Below are 22470 nucleotides of genomic sequence, written 5' to 3'. Positions count from 1 at the left end.
TTTTGGCAGGGGAGGCAGGAATCGAACCCGCAACCAACGGTTTTGGAGACCGCTACTCTACCAATTGAGCTACTCCCCTACACAAATGTAATTTTAGCAGATTATTTATCACCTGTCAACATCATGATTTTTATGGTCCGTGTCAAGTATTTTTAGGTTTTTAAAAACCTCACCATCACACTGTAAGGTAAAACATCATAAAATATAAAGTTCATGCTATTTAAAATATTAAGTTCACTTTTTGTAGAAAGATATCTCGCTCCTCTATATTGCACACTCATGCAATATGGACCGTATAGCCATACTGGTGAATGTCTTTTTATTTAGCAGAATAGGTAGATTGTCTATGGTGCTGAATTTTGAGTATATCTTTTTAATCTTTTGTTTGGTTCTGTTTATAGTCTCCTTTGGTAATTCAACAGGTTTTAAATCTTCATACTGCTGTTTTATTATTGCATCTCTTAATGAGGCTCCGTCTGCTTTTATTGCTCTTAGCTTAGCCATTTTATGTGCGCCTTCTTTGCTCCATGATATGGGACCTCTTGAAAGCCTTTCTGATAATATATGTTTATAAAGGTATTAATGGAAGCCATGGAGTGCGAATTTGTCAGGACAGATACCATATTTATTGATGCCACACACATAAAAGCCAGTGCCAATAAAAATAAATATATCAAGAAAATGGCTGAACAACGAGCCATAAAATATAAAAGGAAATTATTAAATGAAATAAATACCAAACGAAAAGCAAAGAAAAACTACTCATCATGCCCTACAAAAGACCAATGACCAAAAAAGGCTACTTTAAAAAACGAGATTATGTTTACGATGAATATTATGATTGCTATATATACCCCAACGACCAAATGCTAAAATATAGCACTACCAACCGAGCAGGATACCAAGAATATAAAAGTAATCCACATATATGCCATGAATGCCACGTGCTAATGCAATGTACCCAGAGCAAAAATAATACAAAAGTAATAACCCGTCATATCTGGGAATAATATGTGGAGATAGCAGAAGACATAAGACACACCCCATGGGGCAGAGAACTATATAAAATGCGCTGCCAGACCATTGAACGTATCTTTGCAGATGCAAAAGAAAAACATGGTGCGCTATACCAATCTACAAGGCTTGAGGAAAGTCAGACATTACTTCATGCTTCATTTTGTATGCATGAATTTAAAAAAGCTTGCCTTATGAAAGAAAAAACGGGGCATGCTTCCACCCGTAGCCCCTACTATTCATGAATTTTTATCTATAATTTTTAGAGTCTTAGCCTTGAACAAACCACCCCACTCTTATTTGCTATTGCAGAAGAGATAAAGCAAAAAGCTTGTGCGCCCCGACATGCCAGACAAAATGCTCTATAAAATACTGGCTAAATGACCCGATAAAATTTTATACTATCCTTCTTTATTATCTCTTTCATTTTCTAAAATCTCTTTATAATAAGCATTGGAAATGTTATCAGTGGCCTCTACAGTGCCTGACTGAACTTCATCCCCTATATTAATTTGGTCTCCTGTTTGATAGCTAGGATCGTTCGTTTTATTGAACCTTTCAAGTGATTGATAGCTATCTTCTCCATCAAATTCTACGTTTTCGTCCTTATAATCCATATTTGTGTCTCCAAAAGAATTAGGGAAATTTTTTTCTTCTATTGGTCTAAAGTTCGTATTCTCTGCAGATAGTTGTTCATGCTTTTTTTCACACTTTATACAGTATGCTGCATAAGGCATAATCTCTAATCTTTCTTCCTCTATTACCCTTCCACATGTCTTGCAAAATCCAAAACTGTTTTCATCAATCCGCTTTAAAGCATCATTGATTGAATTTAAGATGTTTTTAACACTATCTAATCTTGAATAATTAAGTTCTCTTAAATATGTTTCCTCTCCAAGATCAGCAGGATGATTGTCATAGAATGATAGTTCCTCATATTCTTCACGTTCAGATATATTCAGATTGCTGTTATCAATTATATTGTGTTCAAGTTGCTCATAATCCGACTTTAGTTTTAAAAGCCTTTGTTTATAATGGTTCAATTTGTTATTGTCCATATAGGTCCTCCTAAAGCTGCATCTCTACAACTTTTATAACATCTGCTACAAAATTACCAATCAGCGGGATATTTAACATTACAATCCTCTGTAATATTATTAAAACGATAGCTCCAAGAATTGTAAAACCGATAGCCATCCCCAATCCCCTAACCAGACCACTCGAAAAATTGATCAACAGCATCTTTCCGGGTCTTTGAAGTAATTGTACATATTCATTAATATTTGTCCTCTCTAACATAATAGAAACATCATTTAGCTTTCTTAATAGTTCTTCCTCATTGTTATTATACTGCATTTGTTATGGCTCCTATATAAGAAACTTATTATATATTTTGCACACTCTTATAAAATTTATGAGCTTCTTTACAAGTTTCCTATCATATCCAATATTATGTTACTAGCAGTCTTGGCAGAGGAGTGTACAAATTGATTATAACTTATATTTGCTTTCCCATCAGCTCTATCAGAAATTGCTCTAATTATAACAAATGGTACTTTATTTAAATAACACGTATGGGCTATAGCTGCACCCTCCATCTCTACTGCAAGACCATTAAACTCTTTTTTTAAGCTTATTACTTCATCTTTGTTTGCTACAAATTTGTCCCCTGAAATAATCCTTCCCACATAACTATTAATATCTTGATTTTTTTTGCAAGCGGTCAAGGCATAATCAATAAGGCGTGGCTCAGCTTTAAAAATCGACGTCTTCATTCTTGGAATAACGCCACGTTTATACCCAAATACTGTAACATCAACATCGTATTCTATAAGTTCGCTTGAAATAACTATATCGCCTATATCAAGCATGCTATCAATGGCACCAGCAACTCCAGTATTTATTATTTTGCTTACACTGAAATTTGAAATTAAAATCTGTGTACATACAGCTGCATTTACTTTACCAATGCCTGATACTACCAGTATACAGTTTACATCTTCAATAGCACATTCAATGAACATCATTCCAGCTATTACGGTTTTTCTTTTAATTTTACTCTTTCTTAGTAAAATTTCTATTTCTTCACCCATTGCACCTATAACGCCTATCAAAACAATCACCTCGTAAAAAAAGTAAGGGCCTATAGAACCCTTACAAATTAGTTATACATTTGTGGCAGAGGTCCGGATGTTCAGGATCTTGCCCTACAGTCTCACTATATACCCAGCATCTGCTGCATTTTTGACCAGGAGCCTGCTGAACCTTAATTTTCAGGCTTTCTGTCTCATAGGTTATATCGTCACCTGCATCCTCATAATTACATACATTTACCTTAGAAACAATAAATATTGTGTCTAACTTATTATAGAAATAATTGACAGTATCTTTAATATCATCTGAGGGGTATAGGGTGACTTCTGCGTTTAAAGAATGTCCTATAATCTTACTATTACGCGCAATCTCAAGGGCCCTGGTCACTTCTCCCCTTATATCCATAATTTTATTCCATCTATCTTCCAATTCAATATCTATATAATCCTCATTTTTCTCAGGCCAATCTGTAAGTTGTACGCTCTCATAATTTTCGTCTTTTCTATGAGGCATATAACCCCATGCTTCCTCTGTGGTAAAGCTGAGTACGGGTGCTATTAATTTTATCATATCATTTAAAATGATGTATAAAGCAGTTTGAGCTGATCTTCTTTCCTTAGAATTTGCTTTGAAAGTATATAGTCTATCTTTTATAATGTCCAGATACTGATTACTCATATCCACAACACAGAAATTGTGAAATAAATGATATATAAGATGATATTGATAGCCTTCGTATGCATCATTTATTCTATCTTTTAGCCTCTCGAGGCGCAGCAAAGCCCATTTATCGATTTCTTCCATATCTTGATAGCCTACCATATCCTTATCAGGATCAAAGTCATAGAGATTTCCCAGCATGAATCTAATAGTATTTCTTATCTTCTTGTATACTTCTGTAAGCTGACCCAGTATTTTATCAGATATTCTTACATCCGATGTATAATCAGAAGAAATAACCCATAGGCGTAAAATTTCAGCACCATACTTCTTTATAATTTCATCGGGATCTATTCCATTCCCGAGAGATTTTGACATCTTTCTCCCTTCACCATCCACAACAAACCCATGGGTCAGGACAGACCTGTATGGCGCTTTTCCTCTGGTAGCTACTGAAGTTAATAATGACGATTGAAACCAACCCCTGTGTTGGTCCGATCCTTCAAGATACATATCGGCAGGCCATCTTAAATCATCCCGGGTTTCTAATACCGCTGCATGGGTGGACCCTGAATCAAACCATACATCCATTATATCTGTTTCTTTTCTAAAATTCGTAGAACCACACCTGCATTTTTTACCTTCAGGTAATAATTCTTCAGGTGACATTTCAAACCAGGCATCAGAACCCTTTTCTCTAAAAATGTCAGATATTTTAGCAATAGTTTCCTTATCTATTAATGCTTCACCACACTCCTGACAGTAAAAAATCGGTATAGGCACACCCCAGAGGCGCTGTCTTGAAATACACCAGTCTTCCCTATCTTTAACCATATTGGTTATCCTCTCTTCACCCCATTCGGGAACCCATTCAACCTCTTTTATTGCTTTTAATGCCTCTTCTCTGAATCCTTTAACTGAAGCAAACCACTGTTCAGTAGCTCTAAAAATAACTGGATTCTTGCACCGCCAGCAATGTGGGTAAGAATGTAAAATCTTTTTCTTGCCAAGAAGAGCTCCTGCTTCAGCCAAATCTTTTTCTATCTCGCGATTTGCATTGTAATATTTCATACCAGCATACTTCCCTGCTTCAGCTTTGAAAAATCCCTTCTCATCCACAGGATTGAATGCTGGAAGTCCATATTTCTGTCCCACAATAAAATCTTCTTCACCATGCCCGGGTGCAGTATGAACACAGCCAGTGCCTGTATCGAGGGTTACATGATCTCCAACAATTATCACTGAATCCCTATCATAGAGAGGATGCTTTGTCTTTATTCCCTCCATTTCCTGCCCCTTAAAACTGCCAAGAATCTTATACTCTGATATATTCAAATCATGGAGCACACTTTTAACCAGTTCAGTTGCCATTACATAAACCTCTCCATTGGCTGCTACAAGGCTATAGTCAAATTCAGGATTTAATGAAATGGCAAGGTTTGCTGGTATTGTCCATGTGGTTGTTGTCCATATCACAAAGTATATCTTACTTATATCATCTATTAACTTTCTAAATAATCCCCTGTCATCCGTAACCCCAAACTTTACATATATGCTGTCTGCTGTTTCATCCTTATACTCTATTTCTGCCTCTGCAAGAGCTGTTTCACATGTTGTACACCAATATACTGGTTTTAATCCTTTATATATATAACCCTTTTCAGCCATCTGGCCAAATATTTCTATTTGTTTGGCTTCGAATTCAGGATTTAGTGTAAGGTAAGGATGATCCCAGTCACCGCGTACGCCTAGTCTCTTGAATTCCTCCCTTTGAATATCGACTTGTTCCAATGCATATTGTCTGCACATTTTACGAAACTCAACAGGATTAATTTCGTTTTTGTTTATACCTAATTTTTTTATTGCCTGTGCCTCTATGGGTAGACCATGTGTATCCCAACCGGGAACATATGGGGTATTATAGCCTCTCATACTTTTATATTTATTGATTATATCTTTTAAAATTTTGTTAAGCGTGTGCCCAAGATGAAGATCGCCATTTGCATATGGTGGACCATCATGCAAAATATATTTTGGTTTATCTTTGTTCTTATCCAAAACAAGAGCATTAATATCTATCTCATCCCAGAACTTCAATATCTCAGGTTCCTTTGATGGTAAATTTGCTTTCATTGGAAACGACGTCTTTGGTAGATTTAAAGTTTCATTATAATCCATAATTAACCTCCTCAGTAAATCTGCAAGTATTTATACAAGTATTTATATATTTAAAAAATCCGCCCCCTAGAAGGGACGGAAGGCCGTGGTACCACCCTAATGTTTTCAAATTCATGAAAACACTCATTACAATATAACGGTAAAACCGGCTAAGGCTTACTGCAGTATTTCAGCCTGCTACTCCAGGGTGATTTTCGTATATCCTGTTTAATGGTTTGCACCTTCCACCATCTCTCTAAAAAAGCAGGATAAACTACTCTTCCCTCTCATCGTATTTAATGTTTATTTAAGTTATTATAAATTATATGTAAATATTAACTCTATGTCAAGTAATATAAAATCATTCCTGATTTTCTTCAGGCTTATTACTATCCAACATTTCAATTTGCGATACAAGCATTGATCTTACTTTTGATTTAAATACCTCCATTTCATTTTTAATCCTTTCGTACTCTTTCTTAATTTCATATGCTTTCGCATTGCTGTCTTCAATAATTCTATCCGCTCGTTCCTCCGCCTCTTTAATTATCATCTCGGCTTTAACCCGAGCGTTACTTTTTATTTCGTCACTTGTTTGTTGCGCTGTAATGAGTATGTTTTTTAAAGTATCTTCAAGATTTTTATAATCATTCAGTTTATCATTTAAGCTGGTTATTTTGTCTTTAAGTTCCATGTTTTCTCTATATAGCCTTTCATAATCTTCAATTATTTCATCAAGAAACTTATCGACTTCTTCATCACTATAACCTCTGAATGTTCTTTTAAATTTTTTATTTTGTATATCTACTGGAGATAACATAATTTTTCGCACCTCGTATTTAAATAAATCTTTTTATATGTATCTTGATCCTACCCTTAGCGGTCTTACCATCAATACTGTCTACTCTTGCCCTGCCTCGTCCCTGGATGGATATCATATCGCCTACATTTATACTATAAGATACATCATCAACAATTTTCCAGTTTACCTTTGCCCTTCCTATTCTGATCAATTCAGCCATTTTGCTTCTTGAAATATTAAAGGCGGCACTGGCTATGCTATCAAGCCTAAGAGAACTTACAGTTGCAAATATATCCTTATATTTTTCTTCTGGCAGAATTATTTCGTTTATACTTATTTCTTTAGCTGTCACTGAAAGATTACCAACTCTACTTATATTGTTTATAATATAGTCTTTTATATCCTCCATGACTATTATCTGGGCCTTTGACTCAACTACTATAATGTCTCCTATCTTATCTCTTGCCAGTCCAAGTCCAAGTATAGCACCTAAATAGTCTCTGTGAGTAAGCTGTTGTTCTCCTTTAGTCGTTATTGCAACAGCAGTGATAGGAAACTGTAGATCAAATTTTATCTCAGCAGGAAATATTGCTACGACCTTCCTTTCAGCATTTTCATAACCGCCATCTTCTTTATAACTTATTTCCTCATATTTTTTTAACTCATACTCGATTTCTTCTCTAACGATTGGGTCCAAAAAATTAGTAAATTTAGGCTTTTGATGCTTATTTACCCATTTTATATAATCATCGGCCATTTTCTGATAAGATATGTTCATGCCAATTCTCCTGTCAAAAAATAATATAAATCAAATTGATAATCAAAGGACGTACAATACAATCAATAAATAACAATGCAATCATCGGCGAAAAATCTACAAAAAATGCCTTAGAGATACTTGAGTTCATTAATAGCCGCCTAAATGGACTCAGTATAGGCTCTGTTAATTCGTATACCAATCGTATGATAGGGTTGTAGTAATCGATCCTAATATAGGATAGAAAGACACGAATAAATATTAATATATTTAATATATTTAAAAAAATATTAAAAGTTAATATCAAGGTTTGTTGAATCAAAAGAACACCACCTGTCTGTTAAATTTCATCCTCAGTATCTAAGGCACCTATTATTTCAATATTGTGTGGACATACAATGAATATATTTGTATCTATCTTCTGTATATTACCATCTAAAGAATAACATGCACCACTCACGAAATCAAGTACCCGCCTACTTTCTTCATGGGATAATTTTCCCATGTTTATCAAAGAAATCTTTTTCTGTCTTAGATTGTCACATATCTTAGTAACTTCATTAAAGGTATTTATATTATATACTACAACCTTTGATCTGTTAAGTTTATTTAAATCAACAACTTTGCTATTATATGAAGAATTTTTAAACTCGTCTTCGACTGGCTCTCCTGCATCTTCGTCTTTTCCACCATCTTGGCCATCAAATCCAAAAAAATCTATGAGATTTTTTAATAGATTATTCATTATTGGTAATACAACTCCTTATTATTTTCTCTCTCCAAAAATTGCCGTTCCTATACGTATCATATTCGAGCCTTCTTTGATTGCTGCTTTAAAATCACCTGACATACCCATTGACAGATATTGAATTTCCATGTTATCCTGTCTAACGTTTTTCAGCTTTTCAAACTGATTATATGCTATTTCAAAATATGGCCTGGCCTCGTCCTCAAAGTTAACCTTAGGTGCTATAGTCATCAATCCTTTAATTCTAATATTCTTTAAATCCGCTACTTGATTAAGAAATTCATCAATATGATTTACGTCTACACCAAACTTTGTCTCCTCATAAGAGGTTTTGAGCTCAATAAGTATATCTTGAATGACTCCAAGTTCTTTGGCTTTTTTATTAATCTCATTTGCCAACTTGATACTATCTACGGATTGTATTAGACATATACGACCAACTACGTATTTAACTTTATTCGTCTGCAAATGTCCTATTAAATGCCATTTAACATCTTTATTGTCTAGTGTTTGATACTTATTTAAAAACTCCTGTACTCTATTTTCACCAAGATCACGCAAATTACAAGAAACAGCCTGCATAATTTTTTCTATACCCACATTCTTCGTAACTGCAATTATCTTTATTGATTCTGATTTAACACCTACCTCATTGCATACATCATCAACCTTATTTAACAATTTTAATATATTATCCTTAATGTTCATTTGCTGTCATCCTCTATACTTAATTGTTTTGTTAAAAACTCCTTGTCCGTCACCAAAACATCATACATTTTTAATCCATCTAATTTGTCTACATTCTCTACTACCGCATTTTTACCATCTGATGATACCACATTAACCTCAACCTGCTTTATCCCAACAACACTGTAAACATAAACATATTGCTTCCCGTCCTTATTCATTATAACATCAGCTGGCACCAATAATCCTTCAGCAGAATTCTTTATTATTTCAAAACTAATAAACCTTTCTTTAGTAAATTTGTCATATTGCTGAGATAATTGAAATATAACATAATCACCCTCTTCGCCATGCTTGATTGTCTTAATACCTGCATCCAACAAGTTACCATCTATATTTAATTTTACCTTCTCACCTTCCTTCAAATTCATCTTATCATTATCTATTTTTGCAACGATATACCATTCAAAATTATCAATGACTTTAAATACTGGCTCTCCTGAATTTACTATATTGGGATCTTTGTTTTTTGTAGTTTCAGCAACGTTTTCATGGTTCATAGATTGGATATTTAAAGCCTGTTCAAAACCGATGTTTTCATAACCATCAATATCATAAGAAATTATGCCTGCTTCGGGTGAATTCAAATTTATGTATAGGCTATCCAATAGATTTTCTATGTTTTTTTTCTCTTGCATTAATTGTTCTAGGTTATAAGTCGATAATGGATTATTGGTAGCTATTATGTTCTTCTTTTCAATCAAAAGTGATAATTTGCTAGCCCCATTTCGAGCTGAAACAAATTTATTCATTCTACTATCAGATTTAATACTTCCTAATTGCTTATATATTTCATCCTCTATTTTGTTTAAATCAGAAGAAAAGGATTCAGCGTTCTTATCATCAACCATATTTATTCTATTATTAATCTCTTCCAATTGATTATAAAGACTATCATCAACATTCTTCGTGCTAATTTGTGCAATTAAATAACCCTTTGGAACTCGTGTGTCGTTGTTCACCTTTCTTATCACATAACCACTTTTAGGAGCATAAACCACCCTTTCATTTCTTAATATTATACCGTTAGCTTTATAAGAACTATTGACACTCCCATATACCACACGTATTGTACTGGAATTTCCTGCAGATCTGTAAACCAGCACAACAAGATATAAAGCGAAGAATATAACTACCAGCATTAACCTCTTTTTTGCTTTCTTTACATTTTCTCCTTTAACCATATTATCCCATCTGCTTCTTATTTTACTTTATACTATTAATTTTACCGTTTATGCAAAAAAATTCAAGTCTTAACCACTTTTAACTGCCAAATTAAAAAATATATATACTTAAATTAAACGACAAAAATACCGCTTTTACTCGCTAATATTCGCATTTATAATCACACAAACATTGCAAGTAAAGCGGTATTTATATACTTTTGCGATATCAAGGTAAACATTTTATTAATGTTATTAATGTTAAAGCGGTCAAATCATCTTTAATCAATCAGGTTGTTACAACATCTATAATATGTACTCCTTCAGACCGCTTTACTTTTTACCATGTAAAAAACTCCCAAGACTGGTCTTTTTTCAGTATCTGGTCTGAGTGGTGGGACTTGAACCCACGGCCTCTAGAACCCCATTCTAAATTTATACTTCTTGTGGTTTACTGTGATTTTAGAAAACCCTATGAAATAAAAGATCTTGAAGGCTTTCCCAAACATTTATTTAGTGTATTTTGGGTTGGATTATTATTTCTTTAGGCAATGGTTGGGCACAGGTTTATTAGCTTTTTTAAAAAGAGGGGCTTTTTCATAAAAAAAAATAAAGCCAGCGGTATAAAAACTGCCTTAAAATTGAAATATGAAAGCATACGGACAAAAAAATCCCCCGGTCTCAACCGGGGGTGTCTTGCTTTTGATCCACTACACCAGCTTTTTTCAATATATTTCTCTCCATGGAAGCTATATAGGCAACAATAAACCCGCTAAAAACCTGATCTACATATACCGCCCAATCCCACTTAAACACCGTCTTATTTACCTGCAGATAACCGGTGCCTGTGATCACACAGTATATAACTGCTATGGCCAATGCGATTAGGTCACCGTGTTTCTCACCACCAGTAACATAATTACCCAGGAGCTTTTTCGCATACTGGGTGACCACAAACACCAAAGTTGCAATAAAAATGAGACCGCTGAAGGTCTCTCCGAAAAGGATATCGATGTTCATTTTTAACCCTCCTGTAAATTTTTTATTGCTCTGTAGATCATGGTAATAACTTCTTCCCTAGTGATAGTGCCTTTAGGTCTGCTTCCGTCAATAATTCCTTTTTCTACTCCCCATATCCACGCTTCTTTTGCCCAAGGACTCAGATTGGGAGGTAATTCTTGATATTCAATACCAGCATAATTGCAGATACCTTTTGCAATTGCTGTGACCGCTTTTTCCTGAAATTCTATGCTGGCAAGAAGTTTTTCTTCTGCTGGATTCGAAATAAAGGCCATTTCCACCAGGGCCGCCGGCATTTGAGTATACTTTATGACATAGAAATTTGCAGTTTTTACTCCACGATTATATAATCCTGTAGCCTTGAGCATTTCATCTTGAATAGCTCGGGCAAGTTTTTCCCCGTTATATCCGAGTTTATAGTAATATGTTTCTGTGCCATGGGCTTGCTGGTCTACTGCTGAATTACAATGAATGCTGACGAAAAGGTCCACTTTTGCCATATTTGCGATGCTAACTCGTTTTGCAAGATTCTGCCGTTGGTCCTGAGGGAAACCAGGGTTATCGTTTGCCCTGGTAAAAACAACTTCGAGGCCATTCGCTTTCAGTTTTTCACCTACCTTCAATGCCACCGCCAGGGTTATATCTTTTTCCTTTGTTCCGCCCGGGCCAATTGCCCCAGGATCACTTCCACCATGGCCCGGGTCAATGCATATTTTTGACATTTAATCACCTCCTTGCCCTCTCCAAAAGTTCATCCAGCTTTGCCTCTTGCCTCGCCAGTGTAATCTGCATGCTCTGTATAACTTGTGATACTTGCTCTAGGGCTTTTGTATTATTTTCGATTACAGCTGCAATATTATTATTTTCTCGCTGTTTTACCCATTGATTGACTAAAAATATTAAACCAGCTATTGTGAAAAAGCCAATACCATATTGTGCTATTTCAGCCCCGGGCATAATCCCACCTCCGGTTAATTTTTTAAATATCTTCAATAATCATTTCCTTACTACCATCCGTCAGTGTAACTCTTTTTCCATTCAGCTCAAATATACCTTCTTTCGGCCTTGCTGGGTCCCATAAAACTTTACCACCGAAGGCCTCCGTAAAATGCCTTCCAACAATATAGAATCGATTGTCTATGATTTTGGCCGGCGCATCCATTAATACTGTCTTTTTTTCTTTTATGATTGTTTCACCTCTATGAAAAATATATTTTTGAATATCTATATTTGCTGGATTCGGCAAGATAAAAAGGCCATAGCCATACATTTCATCCCATCCGGTATTCCCAAGGTCTATAACGTGGTCGTACATAAATCTTTCGATTTCATCCTGGTATAATGTCCTGCCGGTTCGTTCAAGAAAATATTGCTGTACCAGGGCAATCATACCCACAATCATCGGCGAACTAAAAGAAGTCCCCTCCATCTGGAAGGTCCTTTCTTCATATCCTATGCGGCCATCTCTTACATATAATCCGCTGAAACTGACAATATCCAATTCCTTTCCCTTGGAAGAATAATTTTTAAGCTGTATTTTCTTTGTCTGATCGGACCAGCCCACCGCCCCAACACTGATCCAAACATTGCTTTTTGCGAAACCACTTAATCCTTCCTCATCTTCATTTCCTGCACTTGTTACAAATATGCATCCATATTCTTTAGCATCTTCTATAGCCTTATTGAGTTCAACTATATCGAAACCTCCTATGCTTGCCCCTATGATGTTTATTTTTTCTTGCTTTATATAAGGCAGTGTTTTCTCTATAAATGCCCCTCTGACTTTACCACTTTCAGAGATTATTCCGCTGGGTAAAATATATAGTTCTGCATCGGGTGCCACTTGATTCATTACATCCAAAACTTTTTGGCCATGGGAGTTTATTATGTCTGACTTTTGATTAAAGGGGTCTTTTACTTTTCCTTTTAAAAACCAAACGTCAGTATTACATGATTCTATCTCTGCAATTTTAATGCTTTTCCCTGTGTAACCAAGTTCATGCCATTTAATAATATTACAAATGGTAAACTCTTTAAGGTTTTCTTCGATGTATCGCATCATTCCACCCCCAATATAAAAGCCCCAGCTTATAAACCGAGGCTAATTTTGCTATTGAACAAAGTACGCCTATGAAATCTGAGGTGTAGCAATTATAATTTCATATTCCTGTTGCGTTATCCTTCCCTTTGTAACCTGTGTTTGCAGAAAGATTTCATCAATGCGCTTCATGACCCACATATTCTTCAAAAACTCATGCATATTATCACCTCTACAACATACTTATCTACAACATATTTAAAAGAGCATCCTCAACGGCTTTAAGGCGGTTTTCTATGCTTGGTGGTTGCGATTTAATCTGTAATGTTTTAGTATCAAATATTAGATATTTCCCCTCAGATGTTATTGCATCCTCAATAAGGTATTCACCCCTACTTACTGCACTATTAATTATAGCTTCCCGCTCGTCTGAATTTGTATAAACAACCTTCCTCATAAACTCACTCCTTAAGCTAAACTGTATAATTTCGCTACACATAGTGTAAAATCATAAAGATACATTTTATAGCTATTATTAGACACATAGCAATAAAGCTGAACTAAATCTCCTGGATTCCAACCAGAAATATCTTCTGTAAAAGTCACATATGTTGTAGACGTTGTGCTTCTTAAAGTTCCTACAGGGCTACCATTTCGATATATTTGAGCATAACCAGTAATAGATGTAGCACCAACTTTTGCACCAAATTTAATGCGTAAACTGCCACTTCTATCAATCCTTTTTTCATAAGTTTTTGTTGGGGTGGTACTGTTTATTTCTGGTGTCCAAGCATCTTGAATTAGTACAATATCACCAACAGTATATGGTGGGAATATATCATTAGGAGTTTTTCCACGTAATGTATCAGCATCCAGCCCTGAACCTTCTCCGTCTACTGTTTTAATTTTGGTTAACACATCAGAAGCGGTATAACTTGATACAGGCAAATAGTAGCTTCCATCATGCCCATCAAGTAAATCTGCGTTTAGGTTAGTATTTACAGTACCATTAGACACGGGAATTTGCCCTGATGAATTACCAGCATGATAATTGTCAAGCATATCCACATTTAAATTAGTAACCAATGTAATGGAACTGACAGATAACGGGCTTGTACCTGTAGCAACGGTAGAAATAAATTTAGGAGCAGTTAAATTCCCTGTCATCGTATCTCCCGCTTTGTTGACTGCGCCGATGTCGGCGGGTGTTATCGGGTCGCTACCACCAATGGCGTGTGTGCTTTTGTGAGCTGGCAGACCACCATGCACACCTTGCTTAATAGTTTCGGCCAAATGCGCAGCAAGTGCATCCGCATTTCCCTTGACCGTTTCTGTAGTCCGGCCCGCACCGGCCAGATCTCCGACTTTTTGGTCCGTGTATGCGTTGGCCGCCGCTTCTGCTACATCGGCTTTGGCTTGAGCTCCTGCAGGGGTTTCCTTGGCATTCCATGTATCTTTTTCAACCTGGGTAACGTGCATTACTGCATTCCCGGTATGGTTATCAAAATCAGCCTGGGTTACATATATTTCGGACCCCAATGTCGCTGAAACATTTGTAGCATTCCCAACCAGGGTTATTACGTTTATATATCTTTCGACTACGTCAGGCCCACCACCAGCGGGGATATACTCCGCATTTGTTCCGGCGTTACCATAGCAGTAAAGTATTTCCCCTTCGTCTGGATCCTGGGCAAACACCCCAAGCTCGCGCCAGTAAAACCCGGTCAATATATCCGCATTCGTAAAATAGCTTCGAAGTTTGGCCTTCCCACCAGTCAGTCTCTCGATTCCTAGTATTGTTAGCTCTTTTTTTGTATTGATTAAACTGGTTAAATCTACGATACTTTGTCCGCTAAGGCTCCCATCACCGATTTTTATTTTAGTGAAGTTCATCTGAACCCCAGTCTGGGCTTTGGCCTGTAGGTTTCTGCCTTTATTCGTCAGTATAAGGCCCCCAAAAGCTCCCACTTAAACCACCTACCTTATTTCTTGATAGTCGGCTATATGAACTATATTGCCAAAATACAAATTCATTTCATCCGTGGCCGTTATTTCTACGGCTTCTAGCCAGCTTCTTGCATTTTTGACTGAGTTTAAAACCTTTAAGAATTGATTAAGCAGCGTTGTATTGACCCGGGTATTCGTAGTCATAACTTTGAAATAATAAGGTTGGCCGCCATATTCAAACCATTCCTGGACTTCACCATCTCCAAAATAGGTTTTAACAGTTTCCTCAACCGCAAAAGGCGTACCCCTGTATCTATGGACATTAATAGCATTTTTTATCAGGCTCCGCTTTATTTCAATTTCTGCAGTTGAATCATACCAATCCACGTGCATCTGCCAGGCTAACTCATCCAGTGCAGCATCATCCAGTTCATCAATGCGGGAATATATCAAGCAAGCTTTAACTTCATCGGCCAGCTGCCGGAAATGAGGATTTAAAGCTGCACAAAGCGCCTGTGTAGTCGGGTCCTGTTTCATATATGAAGTTTGAAGGCTTAGAAGGTCAACATTTTTCAGGTCCATTTATATCAGACCTCCATAAGTGACAGTTACGGTACCGGCTTTGGCTACCTGGTCGGGGTTGATTTCGATATACATTGGGCTTATAATATCAATTCTAAATGCTCCAGCGTTAAGTATGAGTTGTCGTAAATAATCTGGATTGACAGCTCTTCCAAGTTTTCCCGCCTGCCATGATTTATATTGGTCTATAGCACCGCCGGTTCCTTCAATAGCATTTCTTATGATGGTTTCCTCGGTTTGCCGCTCCAATGCTATATAATAAGTCAATGTTATATCATAAGAAACTGTGGTTGGCGCCGCAACCTGAACGTTGTCAGTTAACGGCCTCTTGTCTTTTGAGCTTACAATAGTGCTTACTTTATCGAGGATAGCCTGGGATGGGATTTCTCCGTCTTTCAAAAGCGGTACAACTTTAACGGTGCCTGCAGATGGGGAGGACACTGAAACATCAATTATATTTGCATCGGCTGTTTTTGCCCAATATATATAAGCTCCTTCAGGGCCAGCTACAGAAAAACTTTCAGGGGCAAGCCTTATTCTTTCACGATATCTGCTCCAGATGTTTACCCCATCATCATCGGGCTCAATGTCAGCCCCGCCTGAACTGGTATCAATATTAGTTACAGAAGCTACATACGGCACCGGATCAACAATAGTTTTTATCTGCCCAGGTGCATAATCGTTATATTTTGCCCCGGCTTCAGTAGATACTGCTGTTATATCGCCCGTAATTTGCCCTGGAGGAATCACTAAGTCCGCATTTGTAGCGAAGTATATATTGCCATCAGGAGTTGCTCTCGTTCCTTTTGGTATGATTACTTCCATAGCTTGGGGGCCAGAAAGGGTAAACCTCAATGTAACCGTTGCTTTTTGTGCTTGTAGCCTCGGAGTATTGTAAAACTCACCCAAAGCATCTAACATACTACCACGGGCATATCTTAAAAGATTTTGTTTCGCCGATTCGTTTATATCATTTTTCAAACCCACGATTAAAGGTAAGATTTGCAATAAAAAAATCCGGCGCTCGTCACCTGGATAAAAGGTTTCTCCCAATGCACTTTCGAAATCCTGTATGAGCTGGTTTTTTAAACTCTCAGCATCCACATCAACAAAATTTATGCCGCTCATACCTCTATCACCACCCTGAACTGCATATTACCCTCATCATCCACACCGATGAATTTTACTTCTTTGACTGTCGCCCTGGGTTCGTAATCGCTCACCAGTCTGTATATTTCTGCAACATATAAAGCCACGATGGTATCCTTGGGCTTATCAAGCATGTTCTGGTCAATGCCCAAAGTTCGGTCATATGCTACCTCATAGCGCCAGGTGGATATAAGATTCCTAACGTTTTGCGCTATTCTTTCCGCATCTTTTGCGGCCCAATTCAAATTGGCTGGTTTTGACGTATCTATAATGTATTCCATTCAATCACCTACTCCGGTAAACGTGAAAGCATATTGGGATTGGACCTTTTCATGTCAGCCTTATCCGATGACCCCAGTAAATTCATATCACTCGATACTTTTGGAAGAGATATACCTGGAGTATATGAAGTTTTTTTGGCGCTCTTTGAAGTCTGGGCGCTCCCCGGGCGGACATATTCTTCAAACTCCAACTGAATAGTCCCCGAAAGAATATTCCCGTTTGAATCTATTACTGTATTATTCAATGAAGCACTCTTGAGAAGCCACTTATTTGAGCCCAGTGGCTTTCCTCCCAGTATGAAAGGGTAAGGCTTGCCGGCTTCAACAAGAGCTTTCCATGCTCCGTATTCATTTCTGACATTCACACCCATGGAAACATCAAGAGGAATACTAATACTCATCGTATATAGATCGGGTCCTTTTATATAAGTGCTTGGTTTTTTGTTTGCCGCATCCTGTTTCTCTGTTTCTAAACTGCTGCTCATGGTGAAATCATTGAAAGTATATATTTTCTGGCTGTCTACCTGAAACACTTTATTAGCAAAAACCGCAATAGGCATGTAACCACCGCCTAAAACTTAGCTATAATGAGCCCATCGTTCATGCTATTTGAAAAGAAAACCACCGCAACATTATCCCCCACCTGAAGGGTTCCAACATGAGAAGCCGCTTTTAAAGGCCAGGATACATCATTATCCCTTTCAGGAAATAAAACCCGTATTCCCGAAGATTCTATACTTGATACCTTGCCCTTTAAAACCATCAATACCCCTCCAGCGGTTTCCTGAGTTTTAAAAAGGTCTTTTTATTGGTAAGTTTATGAGTTACCTGTTCACAAAAGTATTTCCCATCGGCCATGCCTACTCCCTGTATCTGTATTACATTACCTGCCGCAATCCCGGGAGCAAGTTCGATGGTGCAGTATCCGGTATTTTCATACTTATTTTTGGAACGAAGGATATTTTTGGCGAATCGCTCAGCCTCCGAATGGCTTGAAACATATATGCCAGCAAATTTTAAAACAGGCCCGAAAGCTCCAGAAGGCTTAAACTCATATTTTATATCTCCGAAAGATATGCGGCACCCGCCGTATATCCATGCTGATTTTTGCAAAAAACTATAATCTCCATCGAATTCGTCAATATAAATGACTTTAACTGGTGCCTGAGCTTCCATATTCCGCTCATCATAAATAATAACCTTCCGGTCAGTTATTTTCAGCATATATCCTTCCAATAAACACCGCCATGCCAGAAAAGCGAAGTCTGCCTGTTCAAATTGATCCACACGTTCATAAAAAGGATTCTGTATGTTATAAGTCTCCAGCAGGAATCCATACTTCCTTGCCAATTCAGTAACTATCTCCAGAAACCTTACATTTTCCCAGGCCTTGGTATTTTCCGTTTTAGCATCCTGGGGAATGGCCAGGGCACGAATAATAAACAAACCCCGCTGCTGTTCAAGCTCGTCTATATACATGCGGCCGGAATCAAAGCCATCTTCTTTTATTTGGACCTCATCATTTTTCTTCGGCTTCCACTGGCTCCAAAACCCTTCCGGGTCATCAAACCAGACTTCCAAGCTGTCAGCAATCCCCCCGGCATTGTCAGTTATATCCGCTTTATGAATTTCAACAGCATCGGTTATGTCTTTACCTTCATATATCAGCTGCAAAGCTATCACCTCTTCCATGGGGGGAGAGTTGCGGCGGCTTCCTGCTCAATAATAGGGATTTTTAGCTTTATTCCTGCATCAAATACCAGCACACCGGCATATTGTGGATTGGCCTGGATTATCAGATGGGCTTTGAATTCATCGTTGTATGCATCCAGAGCAAGCATGTCGAAAGTATCACCCTGCATCGTTGTATATTCGAAATAATTAACTATAGCCATAGGCAACCCTCGCTCTATCACGCTCGATTTCTTCTATCATCATCCGTATTTCTTCTTTGTGTTTTTGCAATATGGGTTCTAGTTCTGCACGATTTCCACCATAGATGGTGGGATTATAGATTATCTGAATACTGCTCCCGGTAGGTTTTGCTCCAAGTATTTGAGCGGTTTTGTTCAATAAGCTCAGGCTTCTTGGGGTCCTTTTAAGCGGAATGGCCATTTCTGCCCAGTCCGCTTCGCCAAATATCGAGGGTTCGGTTGCTATACCACCTTCAGCAAATCGGGGCATTGAGCTTGATACATTTGCCTGTAGTTCTACACTCTTGCCACTAAAGCCCAAAAATTTTCCTACACTGCCTATAACATTACTAACACCGCCTATAAATTTAGATGTTAAATTGGCTATCGGAGAAATTAAACTCAAAAACTTCTCAATAATTGGCATAACCAATTTTATTGCTCCCCCCAGAACAGCACCAATGACATTGGCAAGCAATTGAATAATTGGTATTACTGCCTGCAAAAGCGGGAATATAGAGTTCAAAATCTGCATAAGTGGGGGCAATAATGCCTGAACTATTTCCGTTAATATAGGAATTATCGCACTTAAAGCGGTAGTTAAAAGCGAGCTAATTATTGTGGCAACCATCGCAATGATAGGGGTTAATGCCTGTAAAAATGGTAATATAGCCTGCAATATCTGCATGATCGGAGGTAAAATACCCTGAATGAGCTGCACCAATACAGGTATTATCGGCTGAAGCACTGAAAATACAACCGTTATCATCTGTGCTGCGATTGGGAGGATTTGCTGAACCAGCTGCATTAAAAGCGGAAGCAAGGGCTGTATAAGAGATATGAGCATGCTGAAACCTTGATTTAATAAAGGCATTGCAGTCTGTATAATCTGCATCACTATGGGCAAAGCCTGTTGTATGATATTCACAAGCATGGGACCCATGGTGCTGCCTATGGTGTCAAATATGGGCATCAGTATTTGTGCGAATTGACTAGCCACATTTAAAAGGTCCGGCAATAAATTTGCTATATTGCCCAAAAATCCACCTAATGCACTGGATAATTTAGGGGCTATGGCAGGTAAGTCGGAAACCAGCTTATCTATTACTGGTTGTATTTTGGGCAACAAAGACGCCAAAATCCTGTTTCCAAGACCCATTACTGAAAGCTTCAGCTTATCAATTGTATCTCCCAAGTTATCCAAAGCTTCAACCTGCTCACCTGACATGACAAGACCCAACTTGTCAGCTTCAGCAGCGAGCTTTTGTATTTCATCTGTCCCGGCATTCAGAATAGGAAATAGTTCTGCCGCTCCTCGGCCAAAAAGTTTGAATGCCAGTGCATTTCTGTCTGCCTGATTTTCTATTTTCGAAAGCTGGACAAGGGCCTCCTGAAATACCTGGGATTGCGGCCTGAGTTTTCCGGCCCCATCTGTCACCGAAATTCCCAGGGCCTGGAATGCGGCTGCGGTATCTTTACTGCCCTTCCTAGCTGCATCCATCTGCTTCGTCATAATGCTTATGGCCTGGGGGAGTGCCTCAAAATTTGTTCCCACCTGGCTTGAGATATATTGCAGGCGCTGCAATTCCTCTGCTGAAAGCCCTGTTTTATCCCGCATTTTTACCAACTGATCACCGGTCTCAGTGGCCTTCATCAATAATCCGCCAAGGGCAACTGTCCCGGTGCCTATTCCGGCAGCAACCGCAGCTCCGGTGACTGCAGCGGCTTTACCTATTATGCTTAAACCTTTGGACGCAAAGCTGCCGAGTTTTGAAAAAGTTCGAGATGCTTTCGACGTCTGGGCTGATGCTTTCATTAAAGCAGTTTGTAAAGATGGGTCTACTTTCCCTGCAAGAGTAATCAACGCTCTAAGTTCTTTTTGACTGGCCACCGGTAGCCGCCTCCCTTCTTAACCTTTCAGCTTCTTCGCATAAAGTATGGTAAAAGTCAAGGAAATCCACTAACGGTTGATTAAAACACCATTCTGCCGATGTGGATGTGATTAAAGTAACCTGAGCAATTGCGGTCTTTATAAAATGGTCGGAGATTATTCCGCCAAATTGAGATAGAAAAAACTCCTTGCTATAGAGGCAGCCTTATCTGCATCCTTCGCACTCATCCGCATTATATCGGTTATATCTATAGCTGAATTTACTTTGCATACCGCTTCCGCAAAAAGGTATAAATGATAGTCAGGGTCCGTTTCAGGTATGCTTAAAGGTATTCCTGCTGCCTTCATCTTTTTGCTGGCGTTAAGTTTATCCTTTGCCGTCAAATTTTCAAAGTCATAGGGTAGTTCTGTGACCTCTTCCCCATTAATCATAATGGGTTTTGATAATTTTAAAGTTTCCATGATAACCCTCCTTAAAAATTTAGGCGGCCCTTAACCGAGAGCCGCCCTGATGTTTTTCATATAATCGACACCATTAACCTTGTAAATATAGTTCCTTTTGTCAATCAACAATGTTTCAACGCCATTTATTACCTGGCGATATCTTATGACCTCAAAATCGATGCTCCCATCCATGGTCGTTGCCGGCGATTCAACTTTCCCAGGGTCATACTTTTTATTGATGCCGGTAATAAATATCTTAGCTCCTTCCGGCACCATCTGCCCGTTGGCCGTCAATGTATCCCTTACAAATCGGAGTTCAAGGTTTTGGGTACCAGGCTTAGCAAGATTTGAAGCGTTTTTGTTGATTGACCGCATATTTATGGTAAAAGTCATGCTCCCAATCTGACCAGGGACAGGCATATCAATGGACCCCATTATACCAGCGCCTTTTATCTCCCCTGTCTGAATCTCTATGGAAGGTAGCTGGCAGGATACGTTATCGTCAATTTCCACCCCATCAGCCAAAAGTTTATGAGCTATAACATTCCCGGATATTATCATGCCTGCTCACCTCCGAACAATACATCAATGCCCCGGGTGGTATACTCAATCTTTGCAGTTATGCTCTTGCCTGGCGGTGTGGTGGTTGTGGCCACGTTAAAGACAAAGTCACCTTCCACGATATCACTAGTGGGGTTGCTGGTCTCGTTGAAAGCGATAGTCCCATATAGCAAAGCCCCGCGGTTAATAAGACTATCAAGAAATTCTTGATAGTCATTGAGTATCGTATCGACTCTTGCTCGATCCATTGGCTTATCTACCTGGGTACCGTAGCGGCTCTGGAAATCGTTCACCAGGTAATAAAGCATCCTCACGCTGGAATCGAATTTATTCCTGGGGTCCATGTCTTTGCCGTATTCATATTCCCCAGTATGGGGTCCCCAGAGCACCCAGCGGCCTCCCCAGTATGTGAGCGTCCTGATACCCTTGCTGTTTAAGTCATTGGCCTGTACCTGGTCAAACTCTATGGGCGTTCCATCGGCAAGGCACATTCCGGTTACAT

31 protein-coding genes, 1 tRNA gene, 1 pseudogene and 1 other annotated feature are annotated in these 22470 nt (G+C 38.2%); of the genes and pseudogenes, 3 read left to right on the top strand and 30 right to left on the bottom strand.

Annotation, left to right across the window (positions count from 1 at the left end; all coding sequences use genetic code 11):
* Positions 1 to 3: 3 nt before the first annotated feature.
* Together FWJ32_RS07285 and FWJ32_RS07280 are read right to left on the bottom strand one after the other, a co-directional pair.
* A tRNA-Trp gene (locus tag FWJ32_RS07285) sits at positions 4 to 79 on the bottom strand.
* Positions 80 to 264: 185 nt separating this feature from the next.
* Positions 265 to 567: pseudogene (locus FWJ32_RS07280) on the bottom strand (ISLre2-like element ISTxy1 family transposase); the annotation flags it as partial.
* 15 nt (positions 568 to 582) lie between these two features.
* On the opposite strand from FWJ32_RS07280, the gene FWJ32_RS07275 reads away from it, so the two are divergent.
* Genes FWJ32_RS07275 through FWJ32_RS14000 form a run of 3 tightly spaced genes read left to right on the top strand, consistent with a single transcriptional unit; the run spans position 583 to position 1259 of the window.
* Complete coding sequence (locus FWJ32_RS07275) at positions 583 to 789, top strand: hypothetical protein (RefSeq protein WP_162523554.1); 207 nt, start codon at positions 583 to 585, stop codon at positions 787 to 789.
* Complete coding sequence (locus tag FWJ32_RS14005; protein ID WP_476727224.1) at positions 768 to 1010, top strand: transposase; 243 nt, start codon at positions 768 to 770, stop codon at positions 1008 to 1010. The genes FWJ32_RS07275 and FWJ32_RS14005 overlap by 22 nt, the downstream gene beginning before the upstream one ends.
* Before the next feature lie 3 nt (positions 1011 to 1013).
* Positions 1014 to 1259, top strand: a complete 246-nt coding sequence (locus FWJ32_RS14000) for a transposase (protein WP_149545295.1) — start codon at positions 1014 to 1016, stop codon at positions 1257 to 1259.
* A gap of 156 nt (positions 1260 to 1415) precedes the next feature.
* Here FWJ32_RS14000 and FWJ32_RS07265 read toward each other — a convergent pair whose 3' ends face one another.
* The 28 genes from FWJ32_RS07265 to FWJ32_RS13490 form a co-directional block, all read right to left on the bottom strand.
* Positions 1416 to 2072 (bottom strand): TraR/DksA C4-type zinc finger protein, encoded by a 657-nt coding sequence (locus tag FWJ32_RS07265; RefSeq protein WP_149545294.1) that lies wholly within the window; start codon positions 2070 to 2072, stop codon positions 1416 to 1418.
* Between the two features lie 10 nt (positions 2073 to 2082).
* On the bottom strand, positions 2083 to 2370 hold the full coding sequence (locus tag FWJ32_RS07260; RefSeq protein WP_149545293.1) for a DUF5665 domain-containing protein: 288 nt from the start codon (positions 2368 to 2370) through the stop codon (positions 2083 to 2085).
* A 68-nt stretch (positions 2371 to 2438) separates the two neighbouring features.
* A complete protein-coding gene (locus FWJ32_RS07255) occupies positions 2439 to 3137 on the bottom strand; it encodes a 5'-methylthioadenosine/adenosylhomocysteine nucleosidase (protein ID WP_238988817.1) in 699 nt (232 codons plus the stop codon).
* A gap of 31 nt (positions 3138 to 3168) precedes the next feature.
* Entirely contained in the window at positions 3169 to 5946 is a 2778-nt protein-coding gene (gene ileS / locus FWJ32_RS07250; RefSeq protein WP_149545292.1) for an isoleucine--tRNA ligase, read from the bottom strand.
* A 68-nt stretch (positions 5947 to 6014) separates the two neighbouring features.
* Positions 6015 to 6225: a binding site (T-box leader), on the bottom strand.
* Between the two features lie 61 nt (positions 6226 to 6286).
* A complete protein-coding gene (locus FWJ32_RS07245) occupies positions 6287 to 6745 on the bottom strand; it encodes a DivIVA domain-containing protein (RefSeq protein WP_203227626.1) in 459 nt (152 codons plus the stop codon).
* A 19-nt stretch (positions 6746 to 6764) separates the two neighbouring features.
* Positions 6765 to 7505, bottom strand: coding sequence for a YlmH family RNA-binding protein (locus tag FWJ32_RS07240; protein ID WP_149545291.1), 741 nt, complete (start codon positions 7503 to 7505; stop codon positions 6765 to 6767).
* 13 nt (positions 7506 to 7518) lie between these two features.
* Positions 7519 to 7791: a YggT family protein gene (locus FWJ32_RS07235; RefSeq protein ID WP_238988821.1), complete on the bottom strand. Its 273-nt coding sequence runs from the start codon at positions 7789 to 7791 to the stop codon at positions 7519 to 7521.
* Between the two features lie 33 nt (positions 7792 to 7824).
* On the bottom strand, positions 7825 to 8229 hold the full coding sequence (locus FWJ32_RS07230) for a cell division protein SepF (protein WP_149545289.1): 405 nt from the start codon (positions 8227 to 8229) through the stop codon (positions 7825 to 7827).
* A gap of 21 nt (positions 8230 to 8250) precedes the next feature.
* The gene (locus FWJ32_RS07225; protein ID WP_149545288.1) at positions 8251 to 8940 is read right to left on the bottom strand and encodes a YggS family pyridoxal phosphate-dependent enzyme; all 690 of its coding nucleotides are present in this window, start codon (positions 8938 to 8940) and stop codon (positions 8251 to 8253) included.
* Positions 8937 to 10163, bottom strand: a complete 1227-nt coding sequence (locus tag FWJ32_RS07220; protein WP_149545287.1) for a biotin/lipoyl attachment domain-containing protein — start codon at positions 10161 to 10163, stop codon at positions 8937 to 8939. Before FWJ32_RS07220 ends, FWJ32_RS07225 begins: the two co-directional genes overlap by 4 nt.
* 660 nt (positions 10164 to 10823) lie before the next feature.
* Complete coding sequence (locus FWJ32_RS07215; protein WP_149545286.1) at positions 10824 to 11162, bottom strand: hypothetical protein; 339 nt, start codon at positions 11160 to 11162, stop codon at positions 10824 to 10826.
* Positions 11163 to 11164: 2 nt separating this feature from the next.
* A complete protein-coding gene (locus tag FWJ32_RS07210) occupies positions 11165 to 11884 on the bottom strand; it encodes an N-acetylmuramoyl-L-alanine amidase family protein (RefSeq protein ID WP_149545285.1) in 720 nt (239 codons plus the stop codon).
* Between the two features lie 4 nt (positions 11885 to 11888).
* Positions 11889 to 12119, bottom strand: a complete 231-nt coding sequence (locus FWJ32_RS07205) for a hypothetical protein (protein WP_149545284.1) — start codon at positions 12117 to 12119, stop codon at positions 11889 to 11891.
* A 22-nt stretch (positions 12120 to 12141) separates the two neighbouring features.
* Positions 12142 to 13221, bottom strand: a complete 1080-nt coding sequence (locus FWJ32_RS07200) for a S8 family serine peptidase (protein WP_162523553.1) — start codon at positions 13219 to 13221, stop codon at positions 12142 to 12144.
* Between the two features lie 69 nt (positions 13222 to 13290).
* Entirely contained in the window at positions 13291 to 13422 is a 132-nt protein-coding gene (locus FWJ32_RS13700; protein ID WP_275266277.1) for a hypothetical protein, read from the bottom strand.
* Positions 13423 to 13447: 25 nt separating this feature from the next.
* Entirely contained in the window at positions 13448 to 13657 is a 210-nt protein-coding gene (locus FWJ32_RS07195) for a hypothetical protein (protein ID WP_149545282.1), read from the bottom strand.
* 11 nt (positions 13658 to 13668) lie between these two features.
* Positions 13669 to 15168 (bottom strand): hypothetical protein, encoded by a 1500-nt coding sequence (locus FWJ32_RS07190; RefSeq protein WP_203227625.1) that lies wholly within the window; start codon positions 15166 to 15168, stop codon positions 13669 to 13671.
* A gap of 9 nt (positions 15169 to 15177) precedes the next feature.
* The gene (locus tag FWJ32_RS07185) at positions 15178 to 15729 is read right to left on the bottom strand and encodes a phage tail protein I (RefSeq protein WP_149545280.1); all 552 of its coding nucleotides are present in this window, start codon (positions 15727 to 15729) and stop codon (positions 15178 to 15180) included.
* Positions 15730 to 16857, bottom strand: a complete 1128-nt coding sequence (locus tag FWJ32_RS07180) for a baseplate assembly protein (protein WP_149545279.1) — start codon at positions 16855 to 16857, stop codon at positions 15730 to 15732.
* Positions 16854 to 17159, bottom strand: coding sequence for a GPW/gp25 family protein (locus tag FWJ32_RS07175; RefSeq protein ID WP_122014496.1), 306 nt, complete (start codon positions 17157 to 17159; stop codon positions 16854 to 16856). Before FWJ32_RS07175 ends, FWJ32_RS07180 begins: the two co-directional genes overlap by 4 nt.
* Positions 17160 to 17167: 8 nt before the next feature.
* Positions 17168 to 17719 carry a phage tail protein gene (locus FWJ32_RS07170; protein WP_149545278.1) on the bottom strand — a complete coding sequence of 184 codons (552 nt, stop codon included), beginning with the start codon at positions 17717 to 17719 and terminating at the stop codon, positions 17168 to 17170.
* Positions 17720 to 17730: 11 nt separating this feature from the next.
* Positions 17731 to 17922, bottom strand: coding sequence for a hypothetical protein (locus FWJ32_RS07165; RefSeq protein WP_149545277.1), 192 nt, complete (start codon positions 17920 to 17922; stop codon positions 17731 to 17733).
* Entirely contained in the window at positions 17922 to 18833 is a 912-nt protein-coding gene (locus FWJ32_RS07160) for a phage late control D family protein (protein ID WP_149545320.1), read from the bottom strand. Before FWJ32_RS07160 ends, FWJ32_RS07165 begins: the two co-directional genes overlap by 1 nt.
* 5 nt (positions 18834 to 18838) lie before the next feature.
* Positions 18839 to 19054, bottom strand: coding sequence for a tail protein X (locus FWJ32_RS07155; RefSeq protein WP_122014492.1), 216 nt, complete (start codon positions 19052 to 19054; stop codon positions 18839 to 18841).
* Positions 19041 to 20963, bottom strand: a complete 1923-nt coding sequence (locus tag FWJ32_RS07150) for a phage tail protein (RefSeq protein WP_149545276.1) — start codon at positions 20961 to 20963, stop codon at positions 19041 to 19043. Before FWJ32_RS07150 ends, FWJ32_RS07155 begins: the two co-directional genes overlap by 14 nt.
* A gap of 156 nt (positions 20964 to 21119) precedes the next feature.
* Positions 21120 to 21425, bottom strand: coding sequence for a phage tail assembly protein (locus FWJ32_RS07145; RefSeq protein ID WP_149545275.1), 306 nt, complete (start codon positions 21423 to 21425; stop codon positions 21120 to 21122).
* Positions 21426 to 21455: 30 nt separating this feature from the next.
* Positions 21456 to 21968, bottom strand: coding sequence for a phage major tail tube protein (locus FWJ32_RS07140; RefSeq protein WP_149545274.1), 513 nt, complete (start codon positions 21966 to 21968; stop codon positions 21456 to 21458).
* Positions 21965 to 22459 carry a hypothetical protein gene (locus tag FWJ32_RS13490; RefSeq protein WP_203227624.1) on the bottom strand — a complete coding sequence of 165 codons (495 nt, stop codon included), beginning with the start codon at positions 22457 to 22459 and terminating at the stop codon, positions 21965 to 21967. The genes FWJ32_RS07140 and FWJ32_RS13490 overlap by 4 nt, the downstream gene beginning before the upstream one ends.
* Between the last annotated feature and the right edge of the window lie 11 nt (positions 22460 to 22470).

Source organism: Calorimonas adulescens (assembly GCF_008274215.1).
Classification (GTDB): domain Bacteria; phylum Bacillota; class Thermoanaerobacteria; order Thermoanaerobacterales; family UBA4877; genus Calorimonas; species Calorimonas adulescens.
Note: the sequence above shows the minus strand (reverse complement) of the source record. Positions and strands in the feature narration are given on the sequence as shown.